This is a genomic window from Yersinia sp. 2466 StPb PI (genome assembly GCF_041538325.1).
Lineage (GTDB): Bacteria > Pseudomonadota > Gammaproteobacteria > Enterobacterales > Enterobacteriaceae > Yersinia > Yersinia enterocolitica_E.
On record NZ_JAULSL010000001.1, the window covers coordinates 1,027,163 to 1,041,651 of the forward strand.

Genomic DNA, 14,489 nt, shown 5'->3' on the forward strand with positions numbered 1-14,489 from the left:
TTTTATCTGCTTTTTATTTGTAAACTTTTTATTTGTAATAAATCCAACCCCGGCGAAACCACCGAGGTTGGATTTTAATGTTAACCGCAGCGGTTACATCTTGATGCCTGGATCTGTTGGAAGAAATCATTACCTTTATCATCTACCAAGATAAAGGCTGGGAAGTCTTCCACTTCAATTTTCCAGATGGCTTCCATACCCAGTTCAGGATATTCCACACACTCCAGACTCTTAATGCTGTTTTGTGCCAATACTGCGGCTGGGCCGCCAATGCTGCCCAAATAGAAGCCTCCGTGTTTGTGACAGGCATCGGTCACTTGCTGGCTACGGTTGCCTTTTGCCAGCATGATCATACTGCCGCCGTGGGATTGCAGGAGGTCCACGTAGGAATCCATGCGGCCCGCGGTGGTTGGCCCGAGGGAGCCTGATGCATAACCTTCTGGCGTTTTGGCCGGCCCGGCGTAGTAGATCGGATGATCTTTAATGTATTGCGGCAAACCTTCACCGTTATCCAACCGTTCTTTTAATTTTGCATGGGCAATATCACGGCCAACAATAATCGTCCCACTCAGTGACAGGCGGGTTGATACCGGATACTGAGACAGCTCTTTTAAGATATCGGCCATTGGGCGGTTAAGGTCGATTTTAACCACTTTGCCTTCGGTGCTCTGGCGCAAATGCTCAGGAATATATTTCCCTGGGTTTTGCTCTAGCCTTTCCAGCCAAATCCCTTTGCGGTTAATCTTGCCTTTAATATTACGGTCGGCAGAGCAGGAGACCCCCATCCCGACAGGGCAGGATGCACCATGACGCGGCAAACGCACCACCCGCACATCATGAGCAAAGTATTTGCCGCCGAACTGCGCGCCTAAACCTAAGTCCTGTGCCGCTTCCAGTAGCTCTTGTTCCAGCGCGGTATCACGGAAAGCTTGCCCGTGCTCATTCCCTTCAGTCGGCAGACCATCATAATATTTGGTTGAGGCTAATTTGACGGTCTTGAGGGTACTTTCAGCCGACGTCCCACCAATCACAAAGGCGATATGGTATGGCGGGCAGGCCGCGGTACCCAAGGTGCGCATTTTCTCGACCAGATACTCTTTCAGCTTGCCCGGAGACAGCAGCGCCTTGGTTTCCTGATACAGATAGGTCTTGTTGGCTGAGCCACCACCTTTGGTGACGAACAGGAATTTGTAGTCCTCGCCTTCAGTGCTGTACAGGTCAATTTGTGCTGGCAGGTTGGTGCCGGTGTTCACTTCTTGGTACATATCCAGCGCCGCGTTTTGCGAGTAGCGCAGGTTATCTTCAATAAAGGTGTTATACACGCCGCGTGACAGGGCTTCTGCGTCATTGCCACCGGTCCAAACACGTTGGCCTTTTTTGCCGACGATAATTGCGGTGCCGGTATCCTGACAGGTCGGTAAAATCCCTTTGGCGGAAATTTCCGAATTACGCAGGAATTGCAGGGCAACATATTTGTCATTTTCGCTCGCTTCTGGGTCATCCAAAATAGCGGCAACTTGCTTTTGGTGAGCGGGGCGTAGCAGGAATGAGGCGTCGTGGAAAGCGTGTTGGGCGAGGAGGGTCAGGGCTTCTGGCTCGACTTTTAGCATGTCGTGGCCTTCAAACTGGGTAACCGAGACGTGATTATTACTGACAAGGTAATACTCAGTATCATCTTCCTTTAACGGGAAGGGATCCTGATAGTGGAACGGTTTGTTTGACATATTTTTCTCACATTCAACATCAGTTAGCGAAAGCGTTCGATAACAGAAACAAGCGTTAGTAAGCCAAGCCGATATATTTTTACTTTCCCCTTCGAACTTGAAGTAGCAAGATTGTTAGCGGCGCTCACTTGCCGCCTACCTACCACTCTAATCTCTTTGGGGACATGACTTTGGCGATGATCTTACTATAGATTGTCAGTGCGAGGCGACGGCCCCACCCTCTTTATAAAGGGTGGATCTCATTTTCCGCACTTATCGATGGTTCTGGCAGGATGATGGTGGGACACTATTATATCCTTCATACTTGAAGCTGCCGGAGTGTTAGCTACGTTCACTCACCCGAATCACTGACTTATGTCAGCTCATCGGGATTCGCTTTCTTGCTGCCTAGCTGTAACTCCAATTATTTTGGCTATAACTTGATGATGTTATTGTGTTTTTCACTAAATTCTGCCTGTGATGCAACTACATGACTCTGCTTAACGCCTCGGCAATGCACTTAAACTTGTCAAAACGCGCTCTCAATATCTGGTGTTTTTCAGCATTGGGTAGCAGGCGAGTGATAGGCGGCGGGCTGGCAGTGATGGCGTCCTCAAAACCGCGATAATAGCCGCTTCCCACTGCCGCACACAGGGCCGCAGCCCGGCAACCGGATTGCTGAATATCGACAATTTCTAATGGCAAATTACTGGCATCACAAAACATTTGCATCCAGATGGCCGAGTGAGTGGGGCCGCCGCTGAAACGGATGCAGTCGGTGTTATCGCCCAGCGCCAGAATCTGGTCCTGATGCAACAGATGCGAAAAAACAATCCCCTGATAAATCGCGTAAACAATATCCTGGCGAGTATGGTGCCCGCTCAGCCCTAACAGACCGCCGCTAAGATTGGCACTGTAATTGGAGCCGTATAGCCACGGGAAAAACAGCAAATCTTCCGACTTCGCATAACCCAACTCAGCCCATTGATTGAGTGTTTGATAGCTGTCGGGCAAATCTGGTAGGAATTGCTGTACAAACCACGCCAGATTACTGGCGGAGGTTGGGCTGCCTTCGTGAACAAAGTAGGTACCGGGGATGCAATATTTCCCCCACACATAAGGGTAGTCAGATGGCTGTACGCCTTCGAATACCCGGGTAGCTATTGACCAGGTTCCTGCCACAGCACTGAGCTGGTGGCTATCATGCAAGCCGGAGGTTAACGCCGCACCGACTACATCAAACATACCACCGTATACCGCAATACCGGGTCTTAAGCCACAGGCCTGTGCCGCCTGTTGACTGACATAGCCTGCCAGATCCGCAGAGCCAATAATCGGTGCGGTTTTCTCGGCGACTTCCTCAATGGCGAATATCTTCATCAGTTGCGGATCAAAATTGCCGCTGTATTGGTTATAAAGATTACTGCCAGAGATATTAGTCTCTTCAATGGTGAACTCGCCTGTCAGGCGATAGCGGATATAGTCATGTGCCATTAACACATAACCGCTGCGGTGATAGTTTTCCGGTTCGTTCTCTTTAAGCCAACGCAGTAGGGCTGCCGGATGGGATGGCCACAGTTGTTGTAGGCTGAGTGCATAAGCTTGGTTTGCTTTGCCTTCTTTTTGCCAGCGGCTAACCAAAGTTTGCGCGCGGGAATCGGAAGAAACAATGCCATGGCGCACCGGTTGGCCCTGTTTATCTACCAAATACAATCCTTTACCGTGAGCAGAGAAGCTGATGCCGTGAATTTGCTCGGCCGCCACACCAGCCACCGCCTGCGCATTATTGAGGGTCTGGCGGATAACCTGGCAAGTCGCCGCCCATAGTGCTTCCATATTGCGCTCACAAAACCCTACCTGTGGGCTAAGCACCGGCAAAGCCTGCTCTGTAACCGCAATTTCGCACCCTTCGGCGGTATAAATCCCGGCCTTGGTTACCGTGCCGCCAAGGTCAATGCCGAGAAAATAGTGGCTCATTATGGCTCCTTAGCATGCAGCCGGTAAGGTATCGTTACCCCAACCAGCCAGCCGCATTTTGTCTTCAATCCAGTGGCGGGCATGGATGATGTCTAGCAACGGTTCGGCTGATTTCTCGGTCCACATTTCAATCAGAAAGGTGCCGCGATAGTTCAGACGCCGCAGGGTTTTAAACAGACTAACAAAGTCGACACAGCCTTCACCGAAGGGCACATCACGAAACTGACCAGGGCAATCAGTGGTGACGGCAAAAGTATCTTTCAGATGGATAGCCGCAATTCGGTCAATGCCACTTGCCAGTTCAGTATCCACTTCATTGCCCCACGCGGTGAGGTTGCCAATGTCGGGATACACGGTAAACCACGGCGAGCCAATTTTGCGGTCCAACGCCTTCCACTTGCTGATGGAATTCATAAACTGTGTGTCCATGATCTCTACCGCACACATCACTTGTGCCGCTGCTGCCTGCTGTGCTGCCCATGCCATACCTTGTTCAAAACGGCGGATGGTTTCGCTGTCTTGTGGCTCGTAATAAACGTCATAACCCGCCAGTTGAATGGTGCGAATACCCAGATCTTGCGCCAGCCGGATGGCTTGCAACATGATAGTGTGTGCTTGCTCACGGGTGGCAGCATCACGGCTGCCAAAGGGATAGCGGCGATGTGCCGACAGGCACAGTGTTGGAATTCTCACCCCGGTTTGCTGGATAGCGCTAATAACTGCCATGCGCTCCTCGCGGCTCCAATTTAACCGGGCCAGCCGCTCGTCGCTTTCATCAACCGACATCTCGACAAAGTCGAAACCGCAGGACTTTGCTACCGCCAGCTTTTCAACCCAACTGGTGCCCACAGGCAGTGCTTTTTCATAGATTCCTAATGGGTGAATTCGCATTATTCTGTTTTCCCTATGGCCATCTTACTGAAATTTTTCAATCGGTTATTTTTCATGGCACGTTTGGCTTTCCATTTCTCTTTGAAGAACTTAAAGGCCAGCGCGAAGATAAGCGTGATCCCCCAAACCGCCAGATTGAAGTGCAGGCTGACACCCAGTAGGCTCAGGCCGGTGGCGATGACCTGCAATACCAGTAGCGCACAAAACACATGGCTAACTTTCCCTACTCCGCCGAACGGATTGGTCCCACCCAGCACGATAGCCAACACGGTCAGTAACAGATAAGAGTCGCCATATCCCATGCGTGCTGAGTTAAAACGCGACATCATAATCAGGCCGGCTAACACACATAACAGGCTGGAGATGGAGTAGATAGCAATCATCACGCGGTCAGTACGGATACCACTGAACCAGGTGGCGTTGATATTACTGCCGCACATATAGATAGTTTTACCTAGCCGTGTTTTACCTAATATCAGTGCCAACAGCAGTGAGGCGACGACAAAAATAATCATCGGGATAGGGATGCCCATCACCACCTCTGATCCCATGCTGCGAACAATGGGCGGCATACCACTGAGTGCGGCCCCTTTGGTCAGATAAACACCGATCCCGCTAATAATGGTCATGCTGCCCAATGTCACCAGAATCGGGTGCGCGCCGATGCGAGCGATCATCAGCCCGGTTAGCGTGCCGATAATGACGGCAATCAGCGCCGCCCCCAACAGGGCAATCACCAGCCACATCAATTGTGTCGCGGTGCTGGCATCCGCTGGAACATATTGAATAAGCAACCAGGCCATAAACAGGCCGGTGAGGTTAGCTGTGCCGATGATGGACAGATTTAGCCCGCCGCTGAGCATCGGCACAAACATGGCAAAGGTCAGCAGCCCTAACTCCGGCAATTGGAAAGCGATGCTCAAAAAGGTGTTCGTGGTAAAGAAGTGACCGGGCATAGCCAGACTGAAAGCCAGTGTTGCCAGACAGCAAATACTCAGTAAACCGGAGATGGTGCCGTCGATATGGAAAAACGTGTTCTTTTTCATAAAAAGCCCCTGTCAGACAAAGCCAACATCAGTTTCTTTGCGTTTCTTGTAATGGGTGACGCAAATGGCGGCGACGATCACCACGCCAATCACAATGTTGACGAAGTAACTGGAAACGCCGATCAGGTTGAGGCCATTTTTCAGAATACCAATGAGGAAGACGCCCATCAGTGTGCCAACCACCGAGCCGCGCCCACCGGACAAACTGGCACCCCCTAACACGGCTGCGGCCAGAACATCCAACTCGCCGCCCACCAGTGCACTTGGTACCACCTCACTCATTCGGTAGGTCTGCAACATGCCACCGATTGCTGCCGTTGCCCCTAAATAGCCATAGGCGAACAGATAAAGCAGTGACACGCGAATACCGATACGGCGCGCAGATTCAGGGCTACCGCCGACGGCATATAATTGACGACCAATATGAGTTTTATTCAGTAGCAGCCAGGTGAGTAGGGCAATAGCGAGCATAATGACCAGCGGCAAGCCAATTTGGTAACTCTCGCCATCAACGCTAAAGGGCAGAATGGATCGCTGGGTTATCCACCAGTCCGGCAAGTCATAAATACTGTGGCCGTTGGTTATCCACATCAGGATGCCAAACAGTACCGATTGCATACTGATGGTGATAATGATGGAAACGATATTTAGATAGTAAATCAGTATCGCATTAACGAAACCGAGCAACACGCCGATGGAGATAGCGATAACCAGGCACAATAGCGGGCTGGCAATCACGTCATTGAGTAGCAGTGATGCCACCACGTATTGCACCACCGAGGCCACGGCAGCAAAGGAAATATCGATACCGCCGGTCACCAGTACTACAAAAAGCCCGAGGGCAAAGACGCCGGTGACGGCATAGCTTTCCGTCAGATCCAGCAGGTTTTGAATGGACAGAAACTCACTGCTAAGCAGGGAGAACAGGGCCAGCATAATGACGATAACCCAGGCTAGCCACCCTTCAACGGATTGCGGTTTGAGTCTGCTGATATTAGGCATTGATGGCCTCCGCAAGCTGTTGCTCAGTCATTTGATTCGGGATCAATTCATTGACGATGCACCCCTGTTTCATATGCAGGATGCGATCACAGTTGTAATAGGCTTCTGGCACTTCGTCGGAGATAAGCAGTACCGAAATACCGACACCTGATAGGCGGTGAATTAGCTTGTAAATACTGTCTTTCGCACCGATATCGACGCCCACGGTAGGGGAGTCAAGAATCAGTACTTTCGGTTTGGTCAGAATCCATTTGGCCAGCACCACTTTTTGCTGATTACCGCCGGATAAGGTTGACAGTGGGTTATCGGGGTTGGTGACTTTAATGTCTAAATCTTTTACCCATTCCTGCACCAGCGCCGCTTTTTTCGTTTCATCAAGTAGGTAGAGCGGGGTGCGAATACGTTGCAATATTGACAGCATCATGTTGTCGGCGACCGATTGCGGTAGCACGGCGCCGAGTGTCAGGCGGTCTTCAGAGACGTAACCAATCCCCAGCTCGATGGCGCGGGTATTATCTTTGATGTGAACCGGTTTGCCATCAATAGCAATCTCGCCGCTATCAGGGTGGGTGATGCCAAATAGACTCAACGCCAGTTCTGTGCGCCCGGAACCGAGCAAGCCACAAAGCCCTAGCACCTCACCGCGATGCAGACTAAAGGAAATATTCTCAAACTGCCCTTTGCGGCTGAGCTTATCTAACTGCAATACCACTTTGCCCAGTTCGGCATTCGGTAATTTCTGCTCATGGGTAATGGTTAAACCGGTCATCAGCTCGGTAATCCGCCCCACGGAAAGAGTGCTTGCCGGCCAGGTTCCCACTTTCTCGCCATCACGAATGACGGTAATTCGGTCCGAAATCTCTTTCACTTCATCCAACCGGTGGCTGACAAACACCACGGTGATGTTCTTGTCGCGCAGGTAATTCACCGTGCGCAGCAACTGATTCACTTCTGTTCGGGTGAGAGACGCAGTTGGCTCATCCATAATCACCAAACGGGCATCAGCAACCAATGCGCGACAAATAGCAACCTGCTGACGTTGAGCAATAGGTAAGTTTTGTACCAGCGCATCGGGGTCGATGGTAAAGGCCAACTCTTGTAAAACCTGGCAAGCTTTCTGTTTGAGTTTGGTTTTGCTAAACCAACCGAAGTAACCTTTCAGGTTGTATTCGAAAGCAATGTTTTCCGCCACCGTCAGGTTAGGGAACAGCGACAAGTCTTGATAGATAACCTGCACCCCCAAATCGCGAGCGCGATCAGGGGTTAAACGCGGGTACGATTTATCGTCGATAATAATTTCACTACCGTCATCAGGGGCATACACACCACTGATGGTTTTTATCAGCGTACTTTTGCCACAGCCATTGGCCCCAGCTAAACAGTGCACTTCACCTTTATTCAACGTCAGAGTGATATTTTTGAGTGCCTGATGTCCGCCAAAGCTTTTTGATAGCTCTTTTAGCGTGATAAGCGGCACTCCTTTATCAGCATCAGAAATATTAGTCATAGTGCTGTTCCCCGGAAAACGGCCTCAATGCTGCAGGCCGAAATAAGCACCGAGCAGTGCCCGGCGCTGTTTTTTAGTTTGGATTGTGTTTACAGACCAAGTTTGACCAGACGCTTGGTGTTTTCTACATCCAGTTTTTCCGGGTTATCACTGAGGATGGTATTCCCCTTGGTTTTGATTTCACCCATATCGCCCAGTTTGACGCCGTCTTTAATTGGCTCGCCGTTCATCATGGCGGTGGCTACCTGCACGAATACCTTACCGGCCACCATTGGATTGGAAATATAACCGCCATCAATCGCACCTTTCTCTAACAGCTTGATACCTTGACCTGGAGTAAAGGTACCGAATACGCAGGTGGTGTCGTTTTTCTTACGTTTATCAATCGCGCGGCCAGCGCCAATCGGACCTTGTGAACCGAAGGACATAATACCTTTTAGATCTTTATGTTTAGAGAGCAAGTCATTGGCGGTACGCATGGAGTCATCCACCGACTCAGCAACGCCGAAACGGTCTTCAACCAGGAGCATTTTTGGATAATGTGCTTTTTGATAAGCAATCGCGGCATCGGCCCACTCATTCACCAGTGGCACAGTCAAACTACCGACAAACATGGCATATTTGCCTTCCTCATCCATGCATTGCGCCATATCTTTCATATGGTTAGCGCCCATGCTTTGGGTGTCTAATAGCTCAAAGTCCCAGTCGGCATTGATTTGGCCTGGTGATTCGTGAGTAATGACTTTAATGCCTGCTTCCTGCGCCCGTTTCAGCACTGGCTCCAGCACTTTGGCATCATTTGGCACCACACCAATCACATCGACTTTTTTGGCAATCAAGTCTTCAATAGCACGAACTTGCTCGGCGGGGTCTGCGGTGGTTGGCCCGACTTGCCAGGCATTGACGCCGAGAGCCTGACCTTCTGCTTTAATGCCCTGTTCCATCACATTGAACCAAGGAATACCCCCCACTTTAACCACTACTCCCATAGTGAATGGTTTATTGGCTTTTTGTGGCACTTTACTGTCATCCGCCCAAGCGGCATGGGAAGCAATTAATGTGGTTATTAAGCAGGGTAAGATTAACTTTTTCATTATTAAATCCTCTGAAAGAACAATTTTAGAAAGCATCAAGACGTCCTGCTTTGTATATATAAAGAGAGAAAACAAAGCAGCTTGGCTTATTCTTATTGTGTGACTGTTTCACTGGTGTTGACGCTATTATTCCGATGAATAATTTTGTTATTTATCTGATTCAATAATATTTAATTTTGGATTGTCACTGCGATAGTTTTGCGAACTTAATCTATTAGTAATAAGAATATCGACTTCATCTAACATGCATATTTTACAAAATGCATACTGGTCAAATTTACTAGAGTCGGCCAATAATATTTTTTGGCCCGAGACTTGTAACATAACTTGTTTTAACTTGGCGTTAATGTCGTTGCCATCACGCACCCCACTTTCCTGATTAATACCCTGGCAAGAGAAGAAAAAAGTATTGATCTGGAAATTGCGGATAGCATTCTCCGCCACCGGACCATGGAAGTCATCATGGCGGGCAGAATACTCACCGCCAATACCAATGATGCGCACTTTGTCACGGCAGGCCAGTGCCTGGATAATCTTCACTGAGTTGGTGACGACGGTAATCTCAATGTCTGGGATTTGGCGTGCCAGAAACCAGCAAGAGCTACTGTTATCCAGTAAAATACAGTCGCCTGGATGGATAAATTGTAATGCTGCTTTAGCAATTTTCATTTTAGTATCAGGGTGTTCCTCCGTACGTTTACGGAAGGATTCGGCCCGGTCAATAGCATTAAGGCTGTAGTGGGTCTCTTTAATATCAATGACGGAGAGATCAGGGCCATCCAGTGCCACCGCGCCACCAAAGCTACGGATCAGTTTTTGCTTTTTTTCCAGCACCGTCAGGTCACGGCGAATAGTTTCTTGCGAAACCTGGCATAATACCGATAACTCAGTTACCAGCGCCGAGCCTTGCTGCTGCACATGGCTACAGATGATTTTATAGCGTTCGGCTTGTAACATATTTACCTCAAAAATTGTCTTAGCGCTTAATGCTAAAAAGCACCCGTAGCACTCATGCTGCTATACCTGAAGTTGTTGGTATTGCAGGTAGCACGTCTGCGGCTTCAAATACGATGATGATATATTGGTATTTATCTGCTGTTTATACAGTGACTGAATTCAAGTATTGCTTTAAGGGGTGTTTTCCTCTGAGATTATGTGGTGAGAATCACATATATTAATATGTTATTCATTTAATTATCATAAATAATGTGATTCATGCCTCATGTTAAGGGCTTCTTTGCCTTACGAATGGTCAATACTGGTAATGAAAACACACATTCGGGCATGACAATAATGCCCGTTTGTGACCGAATTCAACCGATTCTTTTTGTTTGATGATTAACTCGCCTTTCATCCTCTTTAATTTAGCGATAAATAGAGTTAGGTTAGTTTGCAGCTAGATATTATTTTTGGGGATAGATAAAACCTGGGCTGAATAATAGATTTTGAATGACGGATTTAAGTTGGTTATTTTTAATTAACAGTTTTCTTATTTATTAAGCTAATTACCAATGATGGCTATTTATAGCGAGTTGCTTGTTTAATCACGGCCATTAAATAATCTAACGACATCATGTGCGTTATTGGTGATTGTTAATTGCCGTACTGAATATTATTTCATGAGGTAGCATCATGTTAGAACAGTTAAAACAACAGGTTTTTGACGCTAATTTAGCATTACCAAAATATAAACTCGTGACTTTTACCTGGGGTAATGTCAGCGGTATTGATCGTGAGCGCGGGTTGGTGGTAATTAAGCCCTCTGGTGTTGAATACGAGGCCATGAGTGTGAATGACATGGTGGTGGTGGATTTGGCAAGCGGTAAGGTGGTGGAGGGAAATAAAAAACCGTCTTCCGATACCGATACCCATCTGGTGCTATACCGGGCCTTTCCCGAAATAGGTGGTATTGTCCACACCCATTCTCGCCATGCCACCATTTGGGCGCAGGCGGGTAAGTCGCTCTCAGCATTAGGCACCACTCATGCTGATTATTTCTATGGCCCCATCCCATGCACCCGCCTTATGACTGATGCCGAAATTGCTGGCGACTATGAGTATGAAACCGGCAATGTCATTGTCGAAACCTTTGCCCATCAGGCGTTAAGTGCGGGGGAAATACCGGCGGTTTTGGTCAATGGTCATGGCCCGTTTGCCTGGGGTAGCAATGCGGCCAGTGCGGTGCATAACGCGGTAGTGCTGGAAGAAATTGCTTATATGAACCTGTTTACTCATCAACTTCGGCCTGCGGTGGCTAATATGCAGCAAACATTGTTGGATAAACACTATCTGCGCAAGCATGGCGCAAAAGCCTATTACGGTCAGTAAGGTGAATGGCAGCTTAGTGGCGTAGAGCAAGTCTGCGCCATCAGTTACTCTGCATCGACATTGGAGATGACCTGTTCTACATCATCCAGCGTCCCGATTTTTACCTCTCCCGTTCGGCACATTTTACTTTTGTCGATCAGTAAGATGGATTGGGTGGCCCGTTTTAACAGCATGGTCTTGAATTCGGCATTAAACGGGTTTGAATCCCATAAGGTGCCGTCGGCATCAATGCCTTCGCACGAGAAAATAAACAGATCAATTTCGATGGTTTTTAGCAGTGAAAAGAGTGCGGGGTTAACGTAGCAGGCATATTTACGCTGTAAGCGGCCACCGGCACTGATCAACTCAATATTTTGGTGTTTCACCAATTCCTGGCAAATCCGCACACTATTGGTAAACACCGTTATATCGATATCAGGCAGCTTTTTGGCTAAATACCAGCAGGTGGAACTGGCATCCAATGCGATCACCATGCCACTGTCAATCAGTGACAGGGCATGGTCGGCAATGCTGGCTTTGCTGGATAGGTGACTTTTTAGCCGGGTGGTGAAAGGATCGCCGCTGTCTTTGGTGGCACGCTTAATGCTTTTGGCGCGCCCGTGCTGGCGGATGATCAGCCCTTGCGCCTGTAACTCGTTCAAGTCACGGCGAATGGTCTCTTGGCTGACCTCAAGTAACTGAGCCAGATCTGCGGTTGTCAGCGTTTCATGCTGTTTGATATGTTGCAGGATTTTCTGGTGACGAGATGCTTTCATGATCCTCTCCGTCAGCAAAGCCATGTATACATTGATTGATATTAATATATTGGTTAATACCAACACATCGGTTAATACCAACAAAGAGTACATGGCTAAAGGGATGAGGTTACGTGATCACGGGTTTAAAAAACAGGCGTCACCCCCTTCTTTAATAGAATATTACCGTATTTGGCGGTCTCTCCGGTGATGACGATGGCATAGGCTTGCTGAGCGCGCTGATAAAACGCAAAACGATCAATACGTTCCACTGGCAACGCTTCCTGGCTACCAAACAGGGCATGTAAATAGCGTTTTTCAACCGCGGCATCAAGGGTGTCGCCTGCCACCGCGGCCATCATTACCAATGGTGGCGCGTAGCTGTCCAGTTCAAATAACGGAATAGTGGCCGCTAGCAATGTGCTAACAGATAAACCATCGGCATGAATCACCAACGGGCCACCGTTTTTTCCAATCGCGTGCGCTGGGAAATGGGCATCCGAAAAGATTATTTCATCACCGTGCCCCATCTCTGCCAGCGTTTTTAGCAGTTGTGGTGACAGTAATGGCGAAATGGTTTTAAGCATGAATGGCTCCTTCAGTAATGGGATATGGGCTGTCGCTCAGTGCCTGATAAAGCGGTTGTTGCTCGCCTGGCTGATAGTATTGATAGCGGTAATTGACCTGCTCCCGCGCTTGTTCAGCACTGCGGTAATAGCCAGTGGCACTCCAGACAAACAACGCCGCCCCCAGAACCGTGGTTTCAGCTTCATCAATTACTTTGATGGGCAGATTGAGCACATCGGCTTTGATCTGGTTCCACAAGGTATTACGGCTACCACCACCAACCAGCAGCAGTTCGCGGGTACGGAATTCACCAATCTCTTCGAGTAATGACAGATTGCTTTTTAACTGCCAGGTAAGGCTTTCCAACGCAGAACGGTAAAAATGCCCGCGCCGCGCCGCCAGCGAGACCCCTTGCCAGCCGCCCGATTGATGATGCTGAGCACTGCCCAGTAGGTTGCAATTCATACGTATGCCGTTTGCCCCGGGTACGATAGCCTCAGCTTCACTAATCATTTGCTGGTAGACCTCGGCACTGGCTTCGTTATGCCAATACAACTGCCGCACCCATTCCAGTACCCCTGAAGCTAGCCATTGCAAACCTGGGTTAAACAACCTTGGGCAGCTATCAAGTTCACAAGTGGAACCGGCAAATTGTGGCAATAGTGTCGTATTCACTTTTGGGGTCCGAACCATCAGGATTTCCCAGGTACCGGATGACAGTACCGGTTGATCCAAATCAGCACCCGAACCAAATAGTGCAAACTGAGTATCGTGACCGGCTGATATCACCGACAAACCCGCGGGTAACCCTAACTCAGCGGCGATATCTGGCAGTAGCTGACCAATGATTTCACCGGCGGCCACCATCGGTGGGAATAAATCAGCGTGAATACCGATCTTTTGTAAAATCGTGCTGCTGAATTGCTCACGTTTGACATCCAACAGTTGGCTGGTGCCAGCCATGGTGCGGTCGGTGGTAAATTCCCCGGTGAGGCGATGGTTGATTAAAGATGAAATAAACAGCCAGGCATGGGCTTGTTCAACTAAATCGGGTCGATTTTCCTGTAGCCAAATCAACTTGTATAAGGTGTTAAAACTGAACTGACCGATACCGGATATTTGTTGTAACTTTTCTGCAGACATATAGCGGGAGATACTCTCCATCACCGCCACGGTACGTGGGCATTTCCAACTGATAATGGGGTACAGCATTTTGCCGTTGGCATCCACCAATGCACCGTCTACGCCGAAGGTAGTAACAGTCATGCCATGGATCTTATCCTGATGAATCTGTGGCAGTAATTGGCGGCAACACTGAGCGAAACTGTGCAAGATGCCATCGAGCGGCCACAACTGCCATTGCGGATTAGCCGGATCGGGTTGGCTGTGGTTCGGCATCACAGCTTTCGCCACCACCACACCTTGAGGATCGACTGCGATCGCCCGGATATTAGTTGCGCCGCAATCTAAAACAATGACCACATCGCGCTTCATAAATGCTCCTGTTACTGCTGTTAGGCAGAAAATGTCTTGCCACGGGGGCGGATAACGCGGAACGAAGGGAATATGGGGCGTCGAGGCGGTAACGACGTGAGCCGCTAAATCCTCGGGGCACGATAAACCCTTCGTTCACCTTGCTG

Annotated in this window: 12 protein-coding genes; 1 reads left to right on the forward strand and 11 read right to left on the reverse strand. The window is 49.0% G+C overall.

Annotation, left to right across the window (positions count from 1 at the left end):
* Positions 1 to 80: 80 nt before the first annotated feature.
* The 8 genes from fumA to Q2T72_RS04610 all read right to left on the reverse strand — a co-directional run bounded on the left by fumA (position 81) and on the right by Q2T72_RS04610 (position 10,177).
* Entirely contained in the window at positions 81 to 1,724 is a 1,644-nt protein-coding gene (fumA, locus tag Q2T72_RS04575) for a class I fumarate hydratase FumA (RefSeq protein WP_083160309.1), read from the reverse strand.
* A gap of 465 nt (positions 1,725 to 2,189) precedes the next feature.
* The gene (locus Q2T72_RS04580) at positions 2,190 to 3,680 is read right to left on the reverse strand and encodes an FGGY-family carbohydrate kinase (protein WP_372568721.1); all 1,491 of its coding nucleotides are present in this window, start codon (positions 3,678 to 3,680) and stop codon (positions 2,190 to 2,192) included.
* 9 nt (positions 3,681 to 3,689) lie between these two features.
* Complete coding sequence (locus Q2T72_RS04585; protein ID WP_083160305.1) at positions 3,690 to 4,571, reverse strand: L-ribulose-5-phosphate 3-epimerase; 882 nt, start codon at positions 4,569 to 4,571, stop codon at positions 3,690 to 3,692.
* Positions 4,571 to 5,617, reverse strand: coding sequence for an ABC transporter permease (locus tag Q2T72_RS04590; RefSeq protein ID WP_083160303.1), 1,047 nt, complete (start codon positions 5,615 to 5,617; stop codon positions 4,571 to 4,573). The genes Q2T72_RS04585 and Q2T72_RS04590 overlap by 1 nt, the downstream gene beginning before the upstream one ends.
* Positions 5,618 to 5,629: 12 nt before the next feature.
* Complete coding sequence (locus Q2T72_RS04595) at positions 5,630 to 6,619, reverse strand: ABC transporter permease (protein WP_083160301.1); 990 nt, start codon at positions 6,617 to 6,619, stop codon at positions 5,630 to 5,632.
* Positions 6,612 to 8,126, reverse strand: coding sequence for a sugar ABC transporter ATP-binding protein (locus Q2T72_RS04600; protein ID WP_372568722.1), 1,515 nt, complete (start codon positions 8,124 to 8,126; stop codon positions 6,612 to 6,614). Before Q2T72_RS04600 ends, Q2T72_RS04595 begins: the two co-directional genes overlap by 8 nt.
* A gap of 89 nt (positions 8,127 to 8,215) precedes the next feature.
* Complete coding sequence (locus Q2T72_RS04605; RefSeq protein WP_372568723.1) at positions 8,216 to 9,220, reverse strand: substrate-binding domain-containing protein; 1,005 nt, start codon at positions 9,218 to 9,220, stop codon at positions 8,216 to 8,218.
* 147 nt (positions 9,221 to 9,367) lie between these two features.
* The gene (locus Q2T72_RS04610) at positions 9,368 to 10,177 is read right to left on the reverse strand and encodes a DeoR/GlpR family DNA-binding transcription regulator (protein ID WP_005181936.1); all 810 of its coding nucleotides are present in this window, start codon (positions 10,175 to 10,177) and stop codon (positions 9,368 to 9,370) included.
* A 675-nt stretch (positions 10,178 to 10,852) separates the two neighbouring features.
* On the opposite strand from Q2T72_RS04610, the gene Q2T72_RS04615 reads away from it, so the two are divergent.
* Positions 10,853 to 11,548 carry an L-ribulose-5-phosphate 4-epimerase gene (locus Q2T72_RS04615; RefSeq protein ID WP_372568724.1) on the forward strand — a complete coding sequence of 232 codons (696 nt, stop codon included), beginning with the start codon at positions 10,853 to 10,855 and terminating at the stop codon, positions 11,546 to 11,548.
* A gap of 44 nt (positions 11,549 to 11,592) precedes the next feature.
* On the opposite strand, the gene fucR is transcribed toward Q2T72_RS04615, so the two are convergent.
* The 3 genes from fucR to fucK all read right to left on the reverse strand — a co-directional run bounded on the left by fucR (position 11,593) and on the right by fucK (position 14,343).
* On the reverse strand, positions 11,593 to 12,327 hold the full coding sequence (fucR, locus tag Q2T72_RS04620; protein ID WP_372558101.1) for an L-fucose operon activator: 735 nt from the start codon (positions 12,325 to 12,327) through the stop codon (positions 11,593 to 11,595).
* Between the two features lie 101 nt (positions 12,328 to 12,428).
* A complete protein-coding gene (gene fucU, locus Q2T72_RS04625; protein ID WP_372568725.1) occupies positions 12,429 to 12,869 on the reverse strand; it encodes an L-fucose mutarotase in 441 nt (146 codons plus the stop codon).
* Entirely contained in the window at positions 12,862 to 14,343 is a 1,482-nt protein-coding gene (gene fucK / locus Q2T72_RS04630; RefSeq protein ID WP_372568726.1) for an L-fuculokinase, read from the reverse strand. The genes fucU and fucK overlap by 8 nt, the downstream gene beginning before the upstream one ends.
* Positions 14,344 to 14,489 lie beyond the last annotated feature (146 nt).